Genomic DNA, 22,260 nt, shown 5'->3' with positions numbered 1-22,260 from the left:
ACCGGCTCATGGCCGGATCGCCGGGGATTACCCCCGGGCAGGGTGGGAACGCGGGGCGCTGTCCGAACCCGAGCAAGGCCGGTGGCGCGATGACCGAGTACGAACGTTCACGCACGATGCCCGCACAGCCCGAGCACGTCTTCGACCAGGCGGCGAACGTCGGACAGCTGGACACCTGGCTGCCGGAGGCCCTGCACGTGGAGGCCCGTGAGCTGCCCGCCGTCACGGTGCACGAGGACCGCACCGACGAGGACACCTCCGCCCTGTTGCGGGCGCAACGCGACCAGATGCGGCTCGAGTGGGGCACGCGCGACCAGGGCAGTTACACGGGGTGGCTGCAGGTCGCCGGCATCGGTGGCGGGGCCAGTGAGGTGACGGTGCACCTGTCGTTCTTCGACGACGGTCATGACCCGGGCGAGACGGCGGTCCGCGACGCTCTGGACAGCAGCCTTCGGCGCCTGGAGGAGCAGGTGCGGCTGCGTGTCGAGCACACGGCCGGCTGACCCGAGGGCCGCGTACGCCATGGCACGCGTCAAGCAGTACGCCGTCGCCGCGTCCGGGCAGTGGACCGACGAGGAGGAGGGCCGGCGCCGGCTGCCCTCCGGTGAGGTGCACGCCTGGGAGCCGGGGCTGAACCAGACCGTCTGCGGACTGTCGCTCAGCCGCTCCGACCTGGTCCGTTTCCCGCACGTCGGATGGCCGGACACCTTCCCGGAGTCCGGCGGCGCGGCCGACCGGGTACGGCGCCAGTGCCCGCGCTGCGCCTCCGTCGCCGGACGCCGCGGTCCTGACGCACGCCCAGGCTGGCGTCGCGTGAACCCGCGGCCCTGAACGGCCGACCGGAACACCGGGACGCGCTTCGAGCACGCTGCCGCGTTCCGGCCCTGGCCTCGCTTCCCACCCTGGCCTCGCTTCCGACCCTGACCTCTTTCCTCCCTGCGGCCTCGTTTCCCACCCCGCGCCACGGGCACTCGCCGCGCCATGGATCAGAGACGTCGTCCACCGATCGCCGACAGCTCTCTCGCCCTGTTCGCCAAGGGGTACGCATGGCTGCCCGACCTGAGGCGCCGCACCACCGCCCCGCTCGTGCGGACCCGGCTCATGGGACGGCACGCCGTCGCCCTGCACGGCCCCGACGCGGTGCGCTTCTTCTACGACGAGAGGCATGTGGAGCGCGGGACGGCGCTTCCCGGCCCGGTGCTGAGCACCCTGTTCGGGCACGGTGCCGTGCACACCCTGGACGGACGGGCCCACCGGGTCCGCAAGGAGATGTTCCTGTCCCTGCTCACGGGCGCGGAGGCCGTCGCCGGCCTGGTGGACCGGGTCGGCGCGGTGTGGGACGAGGCGGTGGAGTCGTGGTCCGGGCGCCGGGTGGTGCTCTTCGACGAGACGAGCCGGGTGCTCACCCGGGGCGTCTGCCACTGGGCCGGTGTCCCGCTCGACGACGCCGCCCCGGTGGCCCGGGACCTGGTCTCCATGGTCGACGGTTTCGCCACGCCGGGACCGCGCCACTGGCGAGCCCGCCGCGCCCGGACGCGCGGTGAGGCATGGCTGGCACACCTGGTCGAGGACGTACGCGCCGGGTCCGTCACCGCGCCGGACGGGTCGGCACTGGACGTGGTGGTCCGGCACCGGGACGCCGACGGACGGCTCCTCGACCCGCGCACCGCCGCCGTCGAGCTGCTGAACGTCATCCGTCCGACCGTCGCGGTGTCCTGGTTCGTCACCTACGCCGGCCACGCGCTGTGCCTCCGGCCCGACATGCGGGAGCGCCTGAACACCGACGACCCCGCCTATGCCGTGGCCTTCGCCCATGAGCTGCGGCGCTTCTACCCCTTCGCCCCGTTCCTCGGCGGCCGGGCGGTCACCGACCTCGACTGGCGGGGCGAGCCGATCCCGTCCGGCACACTGATCCTGCTCGACCTGTACGGGCAGAACCACGACCCCGCGCTCTACGACGATCCGTACACGTTCGAACCGCGCCGTTTCCTGGAGCGGCCGCCCGCGCGTGACGAACTGATCCCGCAGGGGGGCGGCGACCGCGCCGCGGGGCACCGCTGCCCCGGCGAGGACATCACGATCGCGCTGCTGCGGACCCTGGTCCCCCGGCTGGCCAGGCTGGAGTACGACGTGCCCGAACAGGATCTGCGGGTCCCGCTGGACCGCATGCCGACCCGGGTGCGCAGTGGGTTCGTCATCGAGGGTGCCCGGGTTTTGGCGCCTGCCCCCAAGGTGGGACAGGCAGCGTCCTGAACGCGTACGAGGTGGTGCGTCGGCGAGCAGGACCCGCCCCGATGCGGATGGTGGGCGGGTCCTGCTCGTGCGGACCATTGTCGGGATCGGGGTCCCGGCGCGGCCACGAGTGAGATCCACCGATGTGCGCGCGCCGCGCACACCCCGTGCGCGTGGCGCCCCTCTCGCACACCTCGCGCCCGGCACAGCAGGGCGCCACGCCGGGTGCGACCCCCGGGTCATCCCCGCCCGCCTGCGGCGACGATACTGGCAGGCGCACCTGCCCCCGCTCCCAGATGGACCCATGCCGACCTCCCCCACCGCTCGCCCCATGACTCCCGCCACGGTGTGGCTGGCTCGTGGCCGCCAGGCCCGAGGCGCCACGGAAGACGTGCTCCGGCGCTCGCTGGAGCAGCGCAAGCACAGTCGAGCCATCGACGACTTTCTGGAGTTGCCCGAGGACGAGACCGCGCCCGCCGAGCGGGTGTTCGAGGCACGCTGGCGGGTGGCCGGGACGGTGACCGTGCGGGCCCGGCTGAGCCTGCGGCCCGGTGCGGACGAGGGGCAGGAGTGGATCCTGGTCGCCGAGGCCGAGGAGCCGTGGCGCGATGAGTGGCCCTCCCCCGCCGCCCTTTTCTGGCCGGAGGAGCCGGACGCCGGCTGGGACCGGGACGCCACCGGTGAACTGTCGCTGCGGGAGATCAACCCGCTCCCCCAGGACGACAAGGAGACCCGGCGGCTGCTCAGGAACGCGGTGCGCGGGGGGTGGCACATCCATGTCGTCGTCCATGAGGCGATGACCACGGACGACCGCGGCCGGAGGCCGGTGGCCCGGTGGCTGCCGCCGGGCCTGCGGCACCGTGTGGTGGAGCACCGTGCCGCGCCGCAGCAGCTGCGGGGACTCAACTGGGCTCTGCGGGACTCCGGCGTCGAGGTTCCGCGCGGCGGTGCCGTGGTGCTGCCCGGCAGCCCGGCCCCGGACGGCTACGAGGCGGCGGACTTCTCCGTCCGCGCGGTCTTCCTCGACGGTTCGGAGCCGGCCGACCTCGTCGACGCGGTGACACGGTTCGCCGCACTGCCGAGGCCCCTGCCCGACGGCGCCGAGGACGCCCTCACCGCGCTGCGGGAGGACTGGCACCTGTTCACCCTCCAGGAGGAGCTGGACCGGCAGCGTGGTCTGGTGGCCATGTACGCCGAGGCGCTCGAGGCCATGACGAAGTCCCGTGACCTGTACCGGGAGGCGGCCGAGCGCGCCCACGAGGCCCTCACCGCCTACCAGGAGACCGCCGAGGCGGCTTCCGCGAGGCAACAGCCCGCCGACGCCCCCACCGCGTCGCCGCTGCAACAGCTCACACGGACGTTCGAGCGTCTCAAGAGCAGGTCCCCGCGGCCGGCGGGCCCCTCCGGGGAGAGGGAGTAGCCGCGGGGGCAAGGGACGGGCGCCTTCCTGCCGGGGCGCAGGTGTCAGGTGTGGCCTTCTGGATACGCGGTCCGTACGGCAGTACGGCCCGCCCGGGAAGGTCCGCCACGACATGGGCAACCAACAGCACCACTCCGAGACGACGTTCCGCGTCAACGGCAAACTCCACACGCTCACCGTCGACCACCGGCGGGTCCTGCTGGACCTCCTGCGGGAGGATCTGGACCTGACGGGAGCCAAGAAGGGCTGCGACCACGGCCAGTGCGGTGCCTGCACGGTCCTGGTGGACGGGCGGCGCGTCAACAGCTGTCTGCTGTTCGCGGTCGCCCTGGACGGCTGTGAGGTCACCACCGTCGAGGGTCTCTCCGGCGACGGAGAGCAACCCCATCCGCTGCAACAGGCCTTCCTGGAGCGCGACGCCTTCCAGTGCGGCTACTGCACACCGGGCCAGATCTGCTCCGCGGCCGGCATGCTCGCCGAGGCGGCCGCCGGTCACCCCTCGCACGTCACCGATCCGGCGGCGCCCTCGGGCGAGCCGGTGCGGCTGGACCGGGGGGAGATCCGGGAACGGCTGAGCGGCAACCTGTGCCGGTGCGGTGCGTACCCGCGGATCGCCGAGGCGGTGGAGGACGTGATCCGGTGAAGGAGTTCGCGTACGTCCGGGCCGGGAGTGTCGAGGAGGCGACCTCCGCGTACGCCTCCCATGCCGGCGCCCGTTATCTCGGCGGCGGCACCAACCTCGTCGACCTCATGAAGCTCGGCGTGGAGGGGCCCGCCGCCCTCATCGACGTCACCCGTCTGCCACTGGACGCGGTGGAGGAACTGCCGGACGGGGCGCTGCGGATCGGGGCGACGGTCCGCAACAGCGACCTCGCGGCCCACCCGGTGGTGCGCGACCGGTACCCGGCGCTGTCCCAGGCGCTGCTGGCGGGGGCCTCCGGGCAGTTGCGCAACGCCGCGACGACCGGCGGCAACCTGCTCCAGCGCACCCGGTGCCCGTACTTCCAGGACCTCTCGAAGCCGTGCAACAAGCGCGAGCCGGGCAGCGGCTGCGGTGCGCGGGACGGCGTCCACCGTGATCACGCGGTGCTCGGGCACTCCGCGCACTGCATCGCCACCCACCCCTCGGACATGGCGGTGGCGCTGGCCGCTCTGGACGGGCGGGTCGAGCTGTACGGGCCCGAGGGCGCCCGGAGTGTCGCGGCGGCGGAGTTCCACCGGCTGCCCGGGGACCACCCCGAGCAGGACACCGAGATCCGCCCCGGCGAGCTGATCACGGGCGTGGTGCTGCCGGCCGCCACGGCCGGGCTGCCGTCGGCGTACCGCAAGGCCCGCGACCGGGCCTCGTACGCCTTCGCGCTCGCGTCCGTCGCGGCCGTGCTGCGGGTCTCGGACGGTGTGGTCGACCAGGTGGGGCTGGCGTTCGGGGGCCTCGCGCACCGGCCCTGGCGGGCCCGGCGTGCGGAGGAGGCTCTGGTGGGCGCGGCTCCCACGGTCGCCGCGTTCGAGCACGCCGCCGATGTCGAACTGTCCGCCGCGCAGCCGCTGCGGGACAACGCCTACAAAGTGCCCCTGGCCCGCAACCTCGCCGTGGACGTGCTGTCCCGGCTCGCGGACGAGGCGCCTGCGAGGAGGACTCCATGACCGGCAGCCTGGGCGCTCCCGCCGAGCGCCGGGAGGGACGGGAGAAGGTCAGCGGCACCGCCCGCTACGCCGCCGAGTACCACTTTCCCGGCCGTGCCCAGGCCTGGCCCGTGCCGGCGGCCGTCGCCCGGGGCCGCGTGACCGGCGTCGACACCTCGGACGCCCTGGCCGTGCCGGGCGTCCTCGCCGTCCTCACCCATGAGAACGCGCCGCGCCTCGCGGAGCCGGACGATCCCACGCTCGCCGTGCTGCAGAGCCCGCGGGTGCCGCACCGCGGCTGGTTCGTGGCGCTGGTGGTGGCCGAGACCCTGGAGGCGGCCAGGGCGGGTGCCGCCGCCGTCCGTGTCACGTACGACGCCGAGGCGCACGACGTGGCCCTTTCCGCCTCCCACCCGGGTGTGTACGTCCCCGAGGAGGTCAACGGCGGGTACCCCGCCGTCCGTGGACAGGGCGACCCCGAGGGGGCGTTCGGTACCTCGGCCACCCGGGTCGACGTGGCCTACCGGGTGCCACCGCTGCACAACCACCCCATGGAGCCGCACACCAGCACCGCCCGTTGGGACGACGGCCGGCTCATCGTGCACACCTCCAGCCAGGGCACCGGTGCCGTACGGGGCGTGCTCGCCGGGTTGTTCGAGACACCCAAGGAGCGGATCGTCGTCACCGCCGAGCACGTCGGCGGCGGTTTTGGCTCCAAGGGCACGCCACGGCCCGACGTCGTGCTCGCCGCGATGGCGGCACGGCAGACCGGCCGGGCTGTCACGGTGGCACTCCCGCGCCGCTTCCTGCCCGCTGTCGTCGGGCACCGTGCCCCGACGCTGCACCGGGTGCGGCTGGGGGCCGGCGCGGACGGGCGGCTGTCGTCACTCATCCACGAGGCCACCACGCACACCTCCCGCATCAAGGAGTTCGTGGAGCAGGCGGCGGTGCCCGCGCGGGTGATGTACGCGGCGCCCCACAGCCGTACGGTGCACCGGGTCACGGCGCTGGACGTGCCCTCCCCGTCGTGGATGCGGGCGCCGGGCGAGGCTCCGGGCATGTACGCCCTGGAGTCCGCCATGGACGAGCTCGCCGCCGAACTCGGCATGGACCCGATCGAGCTGCGCGTCCGCAACGAGCCGGACACCGAGCCCGACAGCGGCAAGCCGTTCAGCAGCAGGCATCTGGTCGAGTGTCTGCGCGAGGGCGCCAGGCGCTTCGGGTGGGAGAGGCGCGATCCTCGCCCGCGCTCCCGCCGGGACGGGCCCCTGCTGCTGGGGACGGGCGTGGCGGCGGCGACGTATCCCGTCATGGCATTTCCCTCCGCGGCTACGGCCCGCGCGCTGCCCGACGGGACGTTCCTCGTGCGGGTGAACGCCACGGACATCGGTACGGGTGCCCGGACCGTGCTCGCGCAGGTCGGTGCCGACGCGCTGGGCGTGCCGCAGGCACAGGTGCGGATCGAGATCGGCAGCACCGAACTGCCGTCGGCTTCGCTGGCCGGCGGCTCGTCCGGTACGGCCTCCTGGGGCTGGGCGGTCCACGAGGCCTGCGACCGGCTGACGCGACGGCTGGCCGAGCACTCGGGGCCGCTGCCCGAGCAGGGCCTAGAGGCGCGCGCCGACACGAGGGGCACGGCGGACGCCGAGAGCGCCTGGTCGCGGCACGCCTTCGGGGCGCATTTCGCCGAGATCGCGGTGGACACGGTGACCGGCGAGGTGCGGGCCGGCCGGCTGCTCGGGGTGTACGCCGCCGGGCGCATCCTCAACGCCCGTACGGCGCGTTCCCAGTTCGTCGGAGGCATGACGATGGGTCTGGGCATGGCGTTGACCGAGGGCAGCACGATGGACGTGGCGTTCGGTGACTTCGCCGAGTCGGATCTGGCGTCGTACCACGTGCCCGTGCACGCCGACGTGGCCGAGATCGAGGCGCACTGGATCGACGAGGACGATCCGCATCTCAACCCCATGGGCAGCAAGGGGATCGGGGAGATCGGCATCGTCGGGACGGCCGCGGCGGTGGGCAACGCCGTTCACCATGCGACCGGCGTCCGCTTCCGTGAACTCCCGCTCACGCCGGACCGGGTACTGGCCGGGCTGCTCGGACACCGGGCCACGAACGACGCTCGGACCGGACCCGCCACGAGCGGATCCGGTCCGGTACCGCGGCCGTAGTGGTCACTCCGCCATACGGCGTACCTCGGGCGGAGAGACGGGCGCCCACTGTCTGCCCATGAGGGGCAGGAGAGTCCGGAAGGCCAGGGTGGTCACGGACAGCAGCGCCGCGCACACGGCGGCCCCGGAGGCGAACCACGGCGGGGCGAGCGCCAGTTCCACGGCCTGCGGCAGCGACGCGGACGGGAAGGAACTGCGGTACGCCTGCGCCCCGGCCAGCACCGTGGGCACCACCACAGCTCCGGCCAGCACCACCAGGACCGGGCGCACGGCCAGCAGCAGCGCCAGCACCGTGCACAGCACCGACAGGGCGAGGGCGAACGCGTGCAGGCCCAGGGGCGCTCCGCCGCGTTGCAACGGGAAGTGGGCCACCGCACACACCACCAGGGCGAGGGCGGCGAGCCAGCCCGACCACGGCACGAACCGGGCGAGCGGATCCGTGGCACGGTCCTGGCCCGGAGATGCGGATCCGAACGCCCGGGGGGTTCCGTGCGCCGGGCCCAGCCGTGCCAGGCGGCGGCCGCCCAGTCGGCGGGGCGGCTCCGTCTCGATGACGTCGCCGGGGTCGGGACGCGAAGGCCGGGGAGGCAGGGGGCCGTTGCGGTCCAGCCGCTCCAGGCCGAGGCGGTCGATCAGCTCGACCAGTTCCTCGACGGACCGGCCGGTCGCGGCCGCCCGCAGGGCCTCCTCGCGGACGTGAGGTTCCTGTGGCTGCTTGTGCAGCAGGGTGACCAGCCGGGTCACTTCCGCCACCGGACGGTGGGCGGCCGCGGCCCGGATCGCCTCGTCCGCGCACTCGGGGTCGCGCGGAGGCCTCGTCAGCAGGGCGATCATCCGGCAGACGTCCTCGACGTCCCGGCCCACTCCGGCGGTGCGGAGTGCGTCGAGCCTCGCCTCCGCGTGGGCGGGGGACTCCTCCAGCGAGGTGATGAGGGCGACGACCTCCTCCAGGGGCCGGTCCGCGACCGCGGCGTGCACGAGGTCGCTGACGGCCTCGCCGTACGGTGGGGCGGCGTCCGGGCCGGTGCCGGGCCGGAGTTCCACCAGGTTCTCGTCGAGGGAGCGCACGACGAACGCCCCGGAACCGGGCCGGCCCGTTTCGCGCGCGGCGGGCTCATGGGGGCGGGCCGCGTACGTTGCGTCGAAGGCGCGCCGCGCGGCGGGCCGGCTCATCCGCTCCGGGGCGGGACCGGCAGGCGGCGCGTCCGCTGCGCCCGCGCCGTCCGCGTCGCAAGCGGCAAACTGTGCGGCTGCCTTCGCCGTCCGGCCATCGACGTCGGTGGCACGTGGGTACGCCTGGTCCGCCGGAGCCGTCCGGTCCCGGCCGGGCTCGGCGGGACGCTCCTCAGCACCATCGACCTGGTGGGAACCGGGTCCGTCGGGCGCACGGTCCACCGGATGAACGCCAGGGGCGACGGGCTCGGTGCCCGGCCGTTCGGGGTGTGAGCCGGCTGCGGGCTGTGTGCTCGTCTGGTCCGCCTGATGGCTGCCGCCGGCGACGGGTGATGAAGAGCAGGTGGTCATACTCGCCTCCCGGGGAAGAGTGCGGCCGCTCCTGCGCCCCCCGTCGTGTGACGAGCGACGTTACGGTGACCATTACTAGGCGCCCCCGTCACACCGTGCCACTCGGGTACGCCACAGGGATGATCACCCGCACGGGAAAATCCGCCGACTCGCCGACATGTCCGGCTCCGATGGCAATACAGCCGCCGGAAACGGGAATCCACGTAGGGACACCCTGTGTCGCGGCACGCCTGGGAGGGGACCCCGTGGATACGACCACAAAGGTGATCATCGTGGCCGCGTTTCTCGCGGCGATCGTCCTCGTCTTCGCCGTCGGCATCCTCGTGCGGCTGGTCCGGACCCGGCGCGAACTGCGGCGGGTGGGATTGCCCACAGGACCGCGCTGGGTCTTCTGGGGCGCGGTCCTCTATTTCGTGCTTCCCGTCGACCTGCTGCCCGACCCCGTGTACCTGGACGACATCGGCGTCCTGCTGCTCGCTCTGCGCACCGTCCGCGGCTCCCTCGGCGAGCGGGAGCGCAGTACGACACGCCGGCCGGACCGCCAACCGGCGCGATGACTACGGAAAGTAAGGAAACCAACCACCCGTTCGATTCGTATAAGTCTCTGGAAGCCGAAACGAGCCGGCGGACCGGGTGGCCGTGCCCCTGAACCACCGCTCGATCGGCGCAGCACCGACGAGGGAGAGACGATGCAACCGTTCGCGCTCAACTACGCGCGCCCGGCAGTGGAGTTGGAAGCTGTCATTCCGTACGTGTACGACGCCGGACTGCAGCTGAACGTGCTTCTTGACGGCCGGGTCGCCGCCTGCGACTTCGCCGTGCTGAGAGAGGCGGGCACCACGACGTCCACCGCCGGCTCCAAGACGCACTTCGACGACTGAACACGGGCCGCCGAAGATGACCGTACTGATCCTCACCTGTGAGGAGGACGTGACCGCGGACATGGTGGTCGTGCACCTGAACGCCTCGGGGGTCCCCGTGGTCCGGGTCGATCCCGCCGACCTGACCGGGGGTGTGGCACTGTCCGGGGAGTACGTCCACGGCCGTTTCCGTGGCCATCTGTCCGCCGGGGGGCGGCTGGTGAGCATAGGCGGACTGCGATCGGTCTGGGTCCGCCGGCCCGGCGCGCCCGCCGGGCGGGCGGTCCAGCCGTCGGCGTGGCTGACGGAGGAGGCCGCCCAAGCGCTCTACGGCATGCTGCGGGGCTCGGACGCGCGGTGGATGAACCATCCGGACGCCGCGCGCCGGGCCCGGCACAAGCCGTGGCAGTTGCGCCTCGCCCAGCGGTGCGGCCTGCCCGTACCGGCGACGCTGATCACGACTTTCCCGCGCGCCGCCCGCGAGTTCGCCGAGCGTTACCCGGAGCTGGTGGTCAAGCCGGTGTCGGGCGCGCATCCGCAGGACCCGCCACGGGCCGTGCCGACCAGCCGGGTCGCGCCGGACACGGACTTCTCGGCCGTGGCGTTCGGGCCGACGCTGTTACAGCGGCGGATCGGCAAGCGGGCCGACATCCGTCTCACCGTGGTGGGCGAGCGGATGCTGGCCGCCCGCAAGGCGACCGCCGCGGACGCCGACCCCGAGGAGGTCGACGTGCGGTTCGCCGCTCCCGGTTCGCCGTGGGAGCCCACCGACGTGCCGTCGAGCATCGCGCCGGGCGTCCGGGCCTACCTGCGGGAGGCGGAACTGGCGTACGGCGCCTTCGACTTCGTCGAGGACGCCGACGGGACCTGGTGGTTCCTGGAGTGCAACCAGTCGGGACAGTTCGGGTTCGTGGAGGTGGAGACGGGGCAGCCGATCGCCCGCACCATCGCCGAGTGGCTGGCCCGTCCCGTTCCCCAGGAGCTGTCGCAGGTCAACGGCTGGAACACGAGTATCCGTTGAGAGGGAAGGCTCACTGCTGCCGGGGGGCCGGCAGCATGGCGGTGCGTTGCCAGCCCGTGCCCGGGGAGTGCGGCCGGTCGTATCCGGGGGACTGCGCGGGCCGCATGACCAGCTCCAGTTCCCTGCTCACGCGTTCGGCCTCGCGGCGAACCTGTGCGGGCACATCGCCGCACTCCGCGATGAGTCGGTCGTAGATGGGGGAATCCTGGAACACCCGTCAACGTGCCTTTCTGCTCGTCGCACCCGTACGGGGGCGAGAGTGCGAGTGTAGGCGGCCCGATGCCCCGGAGTGTGAATTCCCTGGGCGGACTTGACGCAGACCGGACACCTGTGACAAGTGCCGCACGCGCCGGGCTCAGGCCCCCGTCGTGGAGCCCGGCCGGACGATCATCAGGACGGTGACCGTCGCCCACAACAGGTTGAAGACGCCGGTGAGCATGGCGAGTTGCACGGTGGCACGGTGGTCGAGGGCCTGTTCGCCCCTGAGCTGCCCGAGAAGCTCCTCCTGCCGGGGCAGGACGAAAGCCATCAGGACACCGGCCGCCGCGGCGGTCAGTGCGACGGAGGTCACGAGCCAGCCGCTGCCCAGGACGCCCATCGCGGCACCGGTGGCGAAACCGAGGAGCGGGACGGCCAGTCCGACAGCGGCGTAGACCCGGCAGATGCGGTGCAGCAGGGCGACCGTGCCGGTGGCCGACGGGTCGGGGGCGTCGCCGTCCGCGGGAGCGGCGCGACGCGCGGCCGGCGGGAACATGCTGGCCGCGACGGTCACGGGACCGATGGCGACGATGGCGGCCAGGACGTGGAGGGACAGCAGGAACTTGGTCACCGGGACTCTTTCCGTGATGCGATCGACGGTGCCGGGCTCACGTTAGGCAGCCGGGGCGTGATCTCCCATGGGCTGGAACGACAGCTTCCAACGGATTCCCGCCAACTCGCCTGACCTGCGCCCCTGTCCCGGCGGGCGCCCTTTCCCCGTGTGATGCGGCTGGCGGGAAGTCCCCTAGGGTGGCGGTCATGCACACCGTGGCGATCCTGGTTCTCGACCGAGTGGTGCCGTTCGACATGGCGGCTCCCCAGCAGACGTTCGCGTGGACCCGGATGCCGGACGGGCGGCCCGCCTACCGGGTCCGGTTGTGCGCGGAGACACCGGAGGTGCGTGCGGACGGCGGGTTCACCCTGCGCGTCGACCGGGGGTTGGAGGCGCTCGCGGAGGCCGACACCGTCATCGTGCCGGGCTGCTCCCCCGATGCGGCGCCGCCTTCGGCCCGGGTGCTCGCGGCGCTGCGGCAAGCGGCCGAGGCCGGTACCCGGATCGCGTCCGTGTGCGTGGGCGCGTTCGTGCTGGCGGAAGCCGGGCTGCTGGACGGGCTGCGCGCCACCACGCACTGGGTGGCGGCCGGCGAACTGGCCCACCGTTACCCGCGGATCGAGGTGCAGCCGGATGTGCTGTACGTCGACAACGGGCAGATCCTCACCTCCGCCGGTGCGGCCGCCGCGCTGGATCTGTGCCTGCACATGATCCGGCGGGATCTGGGGTCGGCGGTCGCGGCGAACATCGCCCGGATGTCGGTCATGCCGATGGAACGGGAGGGCGGACAGGCCCAGTTCATCGTGCACGAGCACCCGCCCGTGCCCCGGGGGTCGGCGCTGGAACCGTTGCTGGAGTGGATCGAGGACAACCTCGCGCACGAGGTGACACTGGGCGCGCTCGCGGCGCGTGCGGGGATGAGCGAGCGGACCTTCAGCCGTCGTTTCCGCGAACAGACCGGCACCACGCCGTTGCAGTGGCTGCTGCGGGCCCGGGTGCGCCGGGCGCAGTACCTGCTGGAGAACACCGACCACTCCGTCGAACGGATCGCGCGTCAGGCTGGGTTCGGTTCACCGACGGCGTTCCGGGAGCGGTTCCGCAGGGTGGTGGGTACCACGCCGTACGCGTACCGCACGGCGTTCCACGGGCGGACGAACGGGCGAACGAACGCCTCGGCGGCCCGTTCGTAGGCCGCCGAGGCGCGACACCCGGCCCGTGCCGGGTCTCTCACGATGTCAGCCGACCAGCGTCAAGCCGTTCTCCCCGTCCGCGTCCGCGGCCTCGGACCGCCCCTTGACGAGCAACAGGGCGTCCGCCTTGGCGATGGCGTCGTGAATGCTCGACGTTCCCATCATCACGCACAGCGTGTAACTGAGGTCCTCCAGCTCGCGTGCCGCCGTCGGCACGTGCCTCTCCGCCTGAGCGATCCTCAGCGACGCGTACCGCGTCAGCAACTCCCTGACGACCTTCCGGTCCGGTACGAGCACGTAGCGCCCCTCTCTCTGTTTTTCGCTGCGTATGCCCGAACCACGCGGAAACATTCACATGTCTTTCTCACCTGGGGTGGATTTGACGCGAACTGATCGGCTCCGGCCGGTCGTCAGGCAAGTTGGCCGCTGTGCAGGGCCGTGTAGGCCCCGCCGGGAGGCGCTCGATGCGGCCGATACCGCAGCTGGCGAAGAAGGCTGCGGCCCGGGTCAGGAAGGCCGCGCAGGTGGTGGCTCCACGTGGACCAGCTCGCCGGGCCGGTCGCGTTCGTAGCGGCGGATGACCTCGCCGGTGGGCCGGTCCAGGAAGGCCAGACGGCTCATGCCGTGCCGGGTCAGGACCCGGTGGACGGTCGAGGCGGGCAGGCCCAGGATCGGCCCGATACGGGGCCGGGCCCAGCATGCACACGACCGGACGGCCGGAACGGACACGCTCGATGAGCAGCCGCCTGCCGTGAACGGTCAGACGGGCAAGCCCGGCCAGCGTTAACAACGCTCGTGATCAATACACCTAGGCGGCGTCCAGGTCCGCCAGCTCCTCGGGGGTCAGGGTGAGGTCGGTGGCGGCGAGCGAGTCGCGGATGGTCTCCGGGCGGCTCGCGCCCGGTATCGGGACGACGACCGGCGACTTGGCGAGCATCCAGGCCAGGCAGACCCGCTGCGGGCTCACCCCGCGCACCTCGGCGATACGGGCGAACGCGGCGTGGGCCGAGCCCAGTTCACCGGCGCGCGAGATGCCGCCGAGGGGGCTCCAGGGCAGGAACGCGATGCCGAGTTCGTCGCACAGGCGCAGCTCCGGTTCGCTGGAGCGGAACGCCGGGGAGAACTGGTTCTGCACGGAGACCAGCCGGCCGCCGAGGATGTCGTTCGCCTGCTGGATCTGGTCCGGGTCGGCGTTGGAGATCCCGGCCATGCGGATCTTGCCCTCGTCGAGGAGATCCCGGATCGCTCCGACGGAGTCGGCGTAGGGCACGCGCGGGTCGGGGCGGTGGAACTGGTAGAGCCCGATGGCCTCCACGCCGAGCCGGCGCAGGGACGCCTCGCAGGCCGCCTTCAGGTGGCGGGGGCTGCCGTCCAGCGTCCAGCTGCCGTCGCCGGGGCGCAGGTGGCCGCCCTTGGTGGCGACCAGGACGTCGCCACCGCGGTCGTGGGAGGCGAGGGCCTTGGCCACGAGGGTCTCGTTGTGGCCGACCTCGTCGGCGTCGCGGTGGTAGGCGTCCGCGGTGTCGATGAAGGTCACGCCGGCGTCGAGCGCGGCGTGGACCGTGGCGAGGGAGCGCTCCTCGTCCGGTCGTCCCTCGATGGACATGGGCATCGCGCCCAGGCCGATCGCGCTGACCTCGACGTCACCGATGCGGCGGGTGTGCATGGGCTCGTGACCTCTTCCGGCTGTCGTTCCAGCTGTCGGGCGATGGTGCGTTCCAGCCTGGACGCCGGGCGGCCCGAGGTCCAATAGAAGATGGAGAACGCATTCAGCACTCGGGCCACTGAATCGTGCCCGTCCCTCGGCGGCCGGGCGGACGGCCCGTTGTCACCGGGGGATGAAAGCCCGCGTCCGAGGACTCAACTCCCCCACACAGAACGGCGATCCGCTCGGCACTCCCCCGTCTCACTGCCATATTCGAGGACCACTTCGGAGGTGGTCGTGAGCACAGAGGTGACGGCATCCGGTCCGGGGGAAGCGACGACACACGTGCCCGGGAGCACCGCGGAGCGTGTCGCCGGCCTGGAGGACCGCCGGGACGCGGCGGTGGCTCCGGGCGGGCCGCGCAGACGCGGGGAGTTCTCGGCCCGGGAACGGATCGAGCGGCTCGTGGACAAGGACTCCTTCACGGAGACCGGCCTGTTCGTGCGGGCCCGTCCCTCCGCGGAGGGCGCCCGCCGTCCCTACGGCGACGGGGTGATCACCGGCTACGGCACGGTCGACGGCCGCCCGGTCTGCGTGTTCGCCCAGGACTCCACGGTGTTCGGCGGCAGCATGGGCGAGGCGTTCGGCGAGAAGACCGCCGCGCTGATGGACCTGGCGCTGAAGACCGGATGCCCGGTGATCGGCCTCAACGACGGCGGCGGGGCCCGGATCCAGGAGGGTGTCGCCGCTCTCGCCCTCTATGCCGAGCTGGTGCGCCGCAACGTCAAGGCATCCGGGGTGATCCCGCAGATATCGGTCGTCCTGGGGCCGTGTGCGGGCGGTGCCGCCTACTCGCCGGCCATCACCGACTTCACGGTGATGGTGGACGGCGCCTCCCACATGTTCGTCACCGGGCCGGACGTCATCGAGACGGTCACCGGTGAGCGCACCACCGCCGAGGAGCTGGGCGGCGCCCGCACCAGCAACACGGTCAACGGCAACGCCCACTTCCTGGCCGCCGACGAGGCGGACGCCCTCGACACCGTGCGCGACCTGCTGTCGTACCTCCCGGGCAACAACCTGGAACGGCCGCCGGAATACGCCCCCGGGCACGTTCCGCCCGGCGCCGCGCTCGACGAGGTCGTCCCGGACCGGCTGGGCGAGGCCTACGACATGCGGGACGTCCTGCACGCGGTCGTCGACGACGGTGAACTGCTCCAGGTGCAGGAGCTGTTCGCGCCGAACATCATCTGCGCCCTGGCCCGTGTCGAGGGCCGCTCGGTGGGTGTCGTCGCCAACCAGCCGCTGCACGCCGCCGGGGTCCTCGACATCGACGCGTCCGAGAAGGCCGCCCGGTTCGTACGGTTCTGCGACGCCTTCGGCATTCCCCTGCTGACCTTCGCCGACGTACCCGGGTACCTGTCCGGGGTACGGCAGGAGCAGGCCGGGATCATCCGGCGCGGAGCGAAACTGCTGTACGCCTACGCCGAGGCGACCGTGCCCAAGGTCACGGTGGTGGTGCGCAAGGCGTACGGCGGCGGGTACGCGGTGATGGGCTCCAAGCACCTGGGCGCCGATGTGAACCTCGCCTGGCCCACCGCCCGGATCGCCGTGATGGGCGCCGAGGGGGCCGTGGGCGTGCTGCACCGGCGTGAACTCGCCGCCGCCGCCGACCCCGAGGCGCTGCGCGCCCGCCTGCTCGCCGCGTACGAGAACACCCACGGCACCCCGTATCTCGCCGCCGAGCGCGGCTATGTCGACGCCGTCATCGCGCCGCGCGAGACCCGGGAGCAGGTCTGCCGCGCGCTGCGCGCCCTGCGCGGCAAACGCGCGCCGATGCCGGAGCGCCGGCACGGCAACATCCCGCTCTAGCCAGCCCCCCATTTTTCTTGCAGCCCGTAAGCAGATCCGCGCCGTGAGGAGCCCCGCCTGATGGACAGCCGCCGCCCCCCGCTCGCGCCCGTGTGCGCCACGCTGCCGGAGTACGTGCGGCACTGGGCCGCCTCCACCCCCGAACGCCGGGCGTTCAGCTTCGTCGAGCATCCGGCACCGCACTCGCGCGGCGTCCACCGCACCCTGACCTGGCGGCGCCTGGACGTACGCGTGCGGGCACTCGCCGCGCGCCTCGCCGGGCAGGCCGCGCCCGGGGACCGGGTCGCGCTGCTGTGCCCGCAGGGCACGGAGTACGTGACCGCCTTCCTCGCGGCCCTGGCCGCCGGGCTGGTCGCCGTACCGCTGTATCCGCCGGGCCTGCCGGGCCATGCGGACCGGCTCGCGGGCGTGCTCGCCGACGCGTGCCCCTCGGCCGTCGTGACCACGAGCGGGGCCCGGGAGGAGGTGCGGGAGTTCATCGGTGCCGACGGGCCGCGGATCGTCGTCGCGGACGAGGTGCCCGACGACGAGGGCCGGGACTGGCTGCCGGTGGCACCGGATCCCGGGGCGACCGCCTACCTCCAGTACACCTCCGGTTCGACCCGTGCCCCGGCGGGCGTGGAGATCAGTCACGGCAACGTGGTCGCCAACGCCCGCCAGGCTCTGTCCGCCTACGGTGCCGACACGCGCCCGGTGACCTGCGTCGGCTGGCTGCCGCTCTACCACGACATGGGTCTGGTGCTCAGCGTCGCGGCCCCGGTGGTGTGCGGGCGGCTGTCGGCGCTGATGGACCCGGCGGCGTTCCTGCACGAGCCGGTGCGCTGGCTGCGGCTGCTCACCGCTCATCCGAACGCGATCAGCGCCGCGCCCAACTTCGCCTACGACTACTGCGTCGCGACCGTCACCGACGAGCAGAAGGAGGGCCTGCGGCTGGACGGGGTCACCGCGCTGATCAACGGCAGCGAGCCGGTCCGCCCCGGCACGGCCGACCGGTTCCACGCCGCGTTCGCCGCGCAGGGCCTGGCGCCCGAGACGCACTGTCCCTCGTACGGACTGGCCGAGGCCACGGTGTTCGTGTGCGCGGCCCGGCCGGGCGAACCGCTCCGCCGGTTCGCGCTCGACCGTGACGCCCTGGCAGCCGGGAAGGCCCTGCCCGCGCGGCCTGACGATCCGTCAGCCGTGCTGCTCGCGGGCTGTGGCAGCCCGGCGGACCAGCGGGTCCGGATCGCCGACCCGGTGACGCGGGCGCTCCTGTCGGAGGGCGAGGTCGGTGAGATCTGGGTGCAGGGGCCGAACGTGGGCCGCGGCTACTGGAACCGGGACGCGCAGGACGTCTTCGGCGCCGAGTTCGCGGACTCCGCCGCGGGCCCCGGCCGGTGGCTGCGCACGGGTGATCTGGGGACGGTGCTGGAGGGGCAACTGGTCGTCACGGGCCGGCTGAAGGACCTGATCATCGTCGACGGCCGCAACCACTACCCGCAGGACGTCGAGGCCACGGCCCAGGAGGCGCACGAGGTGGTGCGCCGGGACCGGCTCGCGGCCTTCGCCGTGCCGGGTGGACCCGACGGTGGTGAACGGGTGGTCGTCGTGGCGGAGCACGCACGGACCGCGCGCCTCGCCGAGCTGGACGTGCCGGGCGTGCTGCGGGCCGTGCGCGGTGCCGTCTCCGCGCGGCACGGGCTGCGGCTCGCCGACGTCGTGCTGGTGCCACCGGGCACGGTGCCGCGCACCTCCAGCGGGAAGGTGTCGCGGTCGCTGACCCGGGCCCGGTACCTGGAGGGCGCCTATGGCGGGCAGGTCCGGGTGGCGGCGGGTGCCGCGGGATGAGGCGGGCCGACGAGGGCGCGCTGCGCCGGCTGATCGCGGAACGGGTGGCCGTCTGGTACGGCACCACCCCCGAGGGCGTCCCGATGGACCGGCCGCTCGCGGATCTCGGCATGTCGTCACGGGACGCGGTCGCCCTGGCCGGTGAGCTGTCCCGGGCCACGGGCCGGGAACTGCCGGCCACGCTGCTGTGGGAGACGCCCACCGGGGAGGCCCTGGTGGCACGGCTGTGCGGCACGGAGGCCAAGGCGCCCCAGGTGGCACGGCTCACGGTGCAGGGCGGGACCACCGAGCCGATCGCGGTCGTCGGGGTCGGCTGCCGGCTCCCCGGCGGAGTGCACGGCCCGGACGGCTACTGGCGGCTGCTGAGCGAGGGCGTCGACGCGATCCGGCGGGTACCGGAGGACCGGTGGCGTGACTTCACCGCCTTCCCGCCCGCCGACGCGCACCCCTACGGCGGGTATCTCGACGACATCGCCGGGTTCGACGCGGACTTCTTCCGCATCACCCCGCGCGAGGCCGCCGTGATCGACCCTCAGCAGCGGATCCTGCTGGAGGTCGTCCACGAGGCGCTCGACCACGCGGCGGTGCCGGCCGGCTCGCTCGCAGGCACCGCCACCGGGGTGTTCGTCGGCGTGTCCGCTCCGGAGTACGGGCAGCTGACGGGCGCCGATCCGGCCGCCGTCGATCCCTGGGCCCCGGCCGGGGGCGCGTTGAGCGTCGCCGCCGGACGGCTCGCCTACGTCCTGGACACGAGGGGGCCGAGTCTGGCCGTCGACACGGCCTGTTCGTCCTCGCTGGTCGCGGTGCACCACGCCTGTGTCAGCCTGCGGACGGGCGAGAGCGACACGGCGATCGCCGCCGGGGTGAACCTGCTGCTGTCGCCGGCCGTCACGGTCGCCTTCCACAGAGCGGGGGCCCTCGCGCCGGACGGGCGGTGCAAGCCGTTCTCGGCGGAGGCCGACGGCATCGGGCGGGGCGAGGGCTGCGCGGCCGTGATCCTTAAGCGGCTGTCCGACGCGGAACGCGACGGGGACCGGGTGCTGGCCGTCATCCGCGGCACGGCCGTCAACTCCGACGGCCGCTCGAACGGTCTGATGGCGCCCAACCCGGCGGCTCAGCAGGCGTTGCTGGAGAGCGCGTACGCGCGGGCGGGGCTCGCCGCGGCTCAGGTCGACTACGTGGAGGCGCACGGCACCGGTACCCCGCTGGGCGATCCGATCGAGGCGGGCGCGCTCGGCGCCGTGCTCGGCGCGGGACGCGACCCGGACCAGCCACTGCTGCTGGGGTCCGTGAAGGGCAACCTCGGCCATCTGGAATCGGCCGCCGGCATCGCCGGCCTGGTGAAGACCGTGCTCGCCCTGCACCACGACAGCATTCCGCCGTCGCTGCACTGTGCGGAGGGCACCTCCCTCACCGACGACCGGCTGCGCGTGGTGACCGAGCCGGAGCCCTGGCCCCGCTACGGCGGCACGGCCGTCGCCGGGATCTCCGGGTTCGGCTTCGGCGGCACCAACGCCCATGTGGTGCTGGAGGAAGGGGCGCCCGGCCCGGTCCCCGCACGACCGGTCGGGGAGCCCGCCGCCCGCCTGCACCTGCTCTCCGACCTCGACGCCGAGCGCCTCCGCGACACGGCGGGCAGGCTGGCCGACTGGCTGCGCGGGAGCACCGCGCACCCCGCCGACGTGGCCCGAACCCTGGCCGGGCGGACCGGCCGCGGCCCCGTCCGCGCCGCCGTCGCGGCCCGGGACCGTGCCGAACTGGCCGATGCCCTGGGCGCGTTGGCGGCCGGGCGGGCCGACCCGCGGGTGGTCACCGACGACCGTGACCGTGTGGGGCGCGGCCCGGTGTGGGTCTTCTCCGGCTACGGCAGCCAGTGGCCCGGCATGGGTCGCCGGCTGCTGGCGGAGGAACCGGCGTTCGCCGCCGCCGTGGAGAAGCTCGACCCGCACCTCGCCCCGGAGTGCGGTCTGTCCCTCCACGACCACCTGTCCTCGGGGGCCGGCCTCGACCGCCTGGAGGTCGCCCAACCCGTCCTGTTCGGGATCCAGTTGGCGCTGGCCGAACTGTGGCGTTCGTACGGGGTCGAGCCCGCCGCGGTGATCGGTCACTCCATGGGCGAGGTGGCGGCGGCCGTGTGCGCGGGCGCGCTGGACGTGGCGGACGGAGCGCGTGTCATCGCCGTACGGGCCCGGCTGCTGAGCGGGCTGCGCGGTGGTGCGATGGCCGTGGTGGACCTGGACGACACCGAACTGGATTCCCTGGAGCGGGACTTCCCCGGTGTGCACGTCGCCGTGCACTCCTCGCCCCGGCAGAAGGTGGTCACGGGAGAGGAGGCGGCGGTGGCCGGGCTGGTGCGCCGGCTGGAGGGACAGGGACGGGCGGCCCGGGCCATGCGGGTCGTCGGCGCCGGGCACTCTCCGCAGGTGGAACCGCTGTTGCCGGAGCTGGTCGAGGCGCTCTCCGGCATCCGGGGCCGGCGGCCGAGTGTCCCGGTCCACTCCACCGTCCTCGACGATCCACGCGGCGACTGCGTGTTCGACGCGGCCCACTGGGCGGCCAACCTGAGGCGGCCCGTGCGGCTGGACCGGGCGCTCGCGTCCGCGGCGGCCGACGGCCACACGGCGTTCGTCGAGATCTCTCCCCACCCGGTACTGGCGGGCGCGGTCGCCGACACCGTGCCCGGCGCCCTCGCCCTGGCCACCCTGCGCCGGGACGCCGACGGGGCGGAGGCGTTCGCCGGCCGGCTGGGCGCCCTCTATGCGGCGGGCGGGCGGCTGCCCGTGCCGCCCGGCCGGGTGATCGACCTGCCCCTGCCCCGGTGGCGGCACGTACGGCACTGGTGGACGGACGGCCGGGCACACGCCGAGCCGGTGCCGAGGGAGGAGCCTCCCGCCGACGGGGCGGAGCACTCCTCGGTCCTGGGCCGGCTGACCCGCCACATCGCCGCCGTCACCGGCCACCGGCCCGCCCGCATAGGTCCGCAGGCCCGTCTGGCCGACCTCGGGCTGGACTCGCTGATGGCCGTCCGCATCCGCACGGCCGTCGAGCGCGAGTTCGGTATCCAACTGTCCCTGCGCGACCTCTTCGCCGCCGCCACCGTCGAGGACGCCGCCGCCCGTGTCCAGCGGGCGCTCCCCCGTGAGGGAACTCCGTTGTCCGCGCTGCGCGCCACCGGCTCGCGGCCCCCGCTGTTCCTGGTCCATGCCGCCGGTGGTCCGGTGTCCGTCTACCGCGCGCTCACCGAACGGCTGGGGGACGACCAGCCGGTGTACGGCCTGGAGCGGATCGAGGAGGCCCGGACCGTGCCGGAGAAGGCACGTCGGTACGCGGAGGCGATCAGCGCCGCTCGTCCCGACGGGCCCTGTGTGCTGGGCGGCTGGTCCTTCGGTGGTTTCGTCGCCCAGGAGACCGCCCGGCAACTGACCGCCGCGGGGTGGGAGGTGCGGCTGGTGGTGCTCATCGACTCCGTACGGCCCCTCCCCCGCCCGGGGCTGACGCGGGCGGACCGGATCCGGGCACACTTCGAGGGTTTCGCCCGCCACATCGCCGGCACCTACTGCGTAGAGCTGGAGTTGCCCTACGACCGGCTCGCGGCCATGGACGACGACCGGGCCCGCATCGACACGGTGCTGGGGGCGCTGCGCGAGGCCGCCGACGTGCCCCCCGCCGCGCTGGAGCACCAGCGGGCCTCCTACCTGGACCTCGGCATCGGGGAGTCGCACGACCCCGGCGGCTACACCGGGCAGGTCGTCCTCTACCGGGCCACCGAGCCGGCTCCCCACACCGTGCGCGATCCGGCGTACGAGCGGGACGACGAGGCGCTCGGCTGGGACGAGGTGTGCCCGCGGCTGGAGGTCGTGCGGGTGCCCGGTCACCACCTGTCACTGCTCGATCCGCCGCACGTCGACGAGATCGCCGCCCACCTGAGCCGGGTGCTCGCCGAGCGGGCCCCCTGAACCGAACCCGAGGAGCCGCCATGTCCGACCTGCCGCCGAAGCCCGCCGCCGGAGTGTCGCGGCGTACCGTCGCCCGGGCGACGGCCGCCGCCGGCCTCGCCGTCC

At 73.5% G+C, this 22,260-nt stretch carries 19 protein-coding genes and 1 pseudogene; 14 read left to right on the top strand and 6 right to left on the bottom strand.

Annotated features, from left to right (window positions below; genetic code table 11):
* Positions 1-89 precede the first annotated feature (89 nt).
* From ABZ016_RS38590 to ABZ016_RS38560, 7 genes are all read left to right on the top strand, one after another.
* Positions 90-503: an SRPBCC family protein gene (locus ABZ016_RS38590; RefSeq protein WP_356921426.1), complete on the top strand. Its 414-nt coding sequence runs from the start codon at positions 90-92 to the stop codon at positions 501-503.
* A gap of 19 nt (positions 504-522) precedes the next feature.
* Complete coding sequence (locus tag ABZ016_RS38585) at positions 523-831, top strand: hypothetical protein (protein WP_356921425.1); 309 nt, start codon at positions 523-525, stop codon at positions 829-831.
* A 150-nt stretch (positions 832-981) separates the two neighbouring features.
* On the top strand, positions 982-2,253 hold the full coding sequence (locus ABZ016_RS38580) for a cytochrome P450 (RefSeq protein ID WP_356921424.1): 1,272 nt from the start codon (positions 982-984) through the stop codon (positions 2,251-2,253).
* 310 nt (positions 2,254-2,563) lie between these two features.
* A complete protein-coding gene (locus tag ABZ016_RS38575) occupies positions 2,564-3,652 on the top strand; it encodes a hypothetical protein (RefSeq protein ID WP_356921423.1) in 1,089 nt (362 codons plus the stop codon).
* A 112-nt stretch (positions 3,653-3,764) separates the two neighbouring features.
* Entirely contained in the window at positions 3,765-4,295 is a 531-nt protein-coding gene (locus ABZ016_RS38570; protein WP_356921422.1) for a 2Fe-2S iron-sulfur cluster-binding protein, read from the top strand.
* Complete coding sequence (locus ABZ016_RS38565; RefSeq protein ID WP_356921421.1) at positions 4,292-5,296, top strand: xanthine dehydrogenase family protein subunit M; 1,005 nt, start codon at positions 4,292-4,294, stop codon at positions 5,294-5,296. The genes ABZ016_RS38570 and ABZ016_RS38565 overlap by 4 nt, the downstream gene beginning before the upstream one ends.
* Complete coding sequence (locus tag ABZ016_RS38560; protein WP_356921420.1) at positions 5,293-7,449, top strand: xanthine dehydrogenase family protein molybdopterin-binding subunit; 2,157 nt, start codon at positions 5,293-5,295, stop codon at positions 7,447-7,449. Before ABZ016_RS38565 ends, ABZ016_RS38560 begins: the two co-directional genes overlap by 4 nt.
* Positions 7,450-7,452: 3 nt before the next feature.
* Here ABZ016_RS38560 and ABZ016_RS38555 read toward each other — a convergent pair whose 3' ends face one another.
* A complete protein-coding gene (locus tag ABZ016_RS38555) occupies positions 7,453-8,622 on the bottom strand; it encodes a hypothetical protein (RefSeq protein ID WP_356921419.1) in 1,170 nt (389 codons plus the stop codon).
* Positions 8,623-9,218: 596 nt separating this feature from the next.
* Between ABZ016_RS38555 and ABZ016_RS38550 the strand changes: the two genes are divergently transcribed.
* From ABZ016_RS38550 to tgmB, 3 genes are all read left to right on the top strand, one after another.
* Positions 9,219-9,530 (top strand): YkvA family protein, encoded by a 312-nt coding sequence (locus ABZ016_RS38550; protein ID WP_356921418.1) that lies wholly within the window; start codon positions 9,219-9,221, stop codon positions 9,528-9,530.
* Positions 9,531-9,662: 132 nt separating this feature from the next.
* Positions 9,663-9,854 (top strand): putative ATP-grasp-modified RiPP, encoded by a 192-nt coding sequence (tgmA, locus tag ABZ016_RS38545; protein WP_356921417.1) that lies wholly within the window; start codon positions 9,663-9,665, stop codon positions 9,852-9,854.
* 16 nt (positions 9,855-9,870) lie between these two features.
* Positions 9,871-10,854, top strand: coding sequence for an ATP-grasp ribosomal peptide maturase (gene tgmB / locus ABZ016_RS38540; protein ID WP_356921416.1), 984 nt, complete (start codon positions 9,871-9,873; stop codon positions 10,852-10,854).
* 10 nt (positions 10,855-10,864) lie between these two features.
* Here tgmB and ABZ016_RS38535 read toward each other — a convergent pair whose 3' ends face one another.
* Both ABZ016_RS38535 and ABZ016_RS38530 read right to left on the bottom strand, forming a co-directional pair.
* Complete coding sequence (locus ABZ016_RS38535; RefSeq protein ID WP_003995020.1) at positions 10,865-11,068, bottom strand: hypothetical protein; 204 nt, start codon at positions 11,066-11,068, stop codon at positions 10,865-10,867.
* Between the two features lie 141 nt (positions 11,069-11,209).
* Complete coding sequence (locus ABZ016_RS38530; protein ID WP_356921415.1) at positions 11,210-11,683, bottom strand: hypothetical protein; 474 nt, start codon at positions 11,681-11,683, stop codon at positions 11,210-11,212.
* A gap of 188 nt (positions 11,684-11,871) precedes the next feature.
* Here ABZ016_RS38530 and ABZ016_RS38525 point away from each other — a divergent pair, with 188 nt between their 5' ends.
* Entirely contained in the window at positions 11,872-12,855 is a 984-nt protein-coding gene (locus ABZ016_RS38525) for a helix-turn-helix domain-containing protein (protein ID WP_356921414.1), read from the top strand.
* A gap of 45 nt (positions 12,856-12,900) precedes the next feature.
* On the opposite strand, the gene ABZ016_RS38520 is transcribed toward ABZ016_RS38525, so the two are convergent.
* From ABZ016_RS38520 to ABZ016_RS38510, 3 genes and pseudogenes are all read right to left on the bottom strand, one after another.
* Positions 12,901-13,152, bottom strand: coding sequence for a DUF5133 domain-containing protein (locus ABZ016_RS38520; RefSeq protein WP_356921413.1), 252 nt, complete (start codon positions 13,150-13,152; stop codon positions 12,901-12,903).
* A gap of 234 nt (positions 13,153-13,386) precedes the next feature.
* Positions 13,387-13,591, bottom strand: a pseudogene (locus tag ABZ016_RS38515) (IS481 family transposase); the annotation flags it as partial.
* 72 nt (positions 13,592-13,663) lie between these two features.
* Positions 13,664-14,521, bottom strand: coding sequence for an aldo/keto reductase (locus tag ABZ016_RS38510; protein WP_356921412.1), 858 nt, complete (start codon positions 14,519-14,521; stop codon positions 13,664-13,666).
* A gap of 324 nt (positions 14,522-14,845) precedes the next feature.
* Here ABZ016_RS38510 and ABZ016_RS38505 point away from each other — a divergent pair, with 324 nt between their 5' ends.
* From ABZ016_RS38505 to ABZ016_RS38495, 3 genes are read left to right on the top strand one after another with little or no spacing between them, the layout of a single operon-like run.
* The gene (locus ABZ016_RS38505) at positions 14,846-16,372 is read left to right on the top strand and encodes an acyl-CoA carboxylase subunit beta (RefSeq protein ID WP_356921411.1); all 1,527 of its coding nucleotides are present in this window, start codon (positions 14,846-14,848) and stop codon (positions 16,370-16,372) included.
* Between the two features lie 60 nt (positions 16,373-16,432).
* Positions 16,433-18,199 carry a fatty acyl-AMP ligase gene (locus ABZ016_RS38500; protein ID WP_356921410.1) on the top strand — a complete coding sequence of 589 codons (1,767 nt, stop codon included), beginning with the start codon at positions 16,433-16,435 and terminating at the stop codon, positions 18,197-18,199.
* Positions 18,196-22,155: a type I polyketide synthase gene (locus ABZ016_RS38495; RefSeq protein ID WP_356921409.1), complete on the top strand. Its 3,960-nt coding sequence runs from the start codon at positions 18,196-18,198 to the stop codon at positions 22,153-22,155. Before ABZ016_RS38500 ends, ABZ016_RS38495 begins: the two co-directional genes overlap by 4 nt.
* The last annotated feature ends 105 nt before the right edge of the window (positions 22,156-22,260 follow it).

This window comes from Streptomyces sp. NPDC006372, from assembly GCF_040612515.1.
Taxonomy (GTDB): Bacteria; Actinomycetota; Actinomycetes; order Streptomycetales; family Streptomycetaceae; genus Streptomyces.
This window is presented reverse-complemented; position numbering and strand designations above follow the sequence as displayed.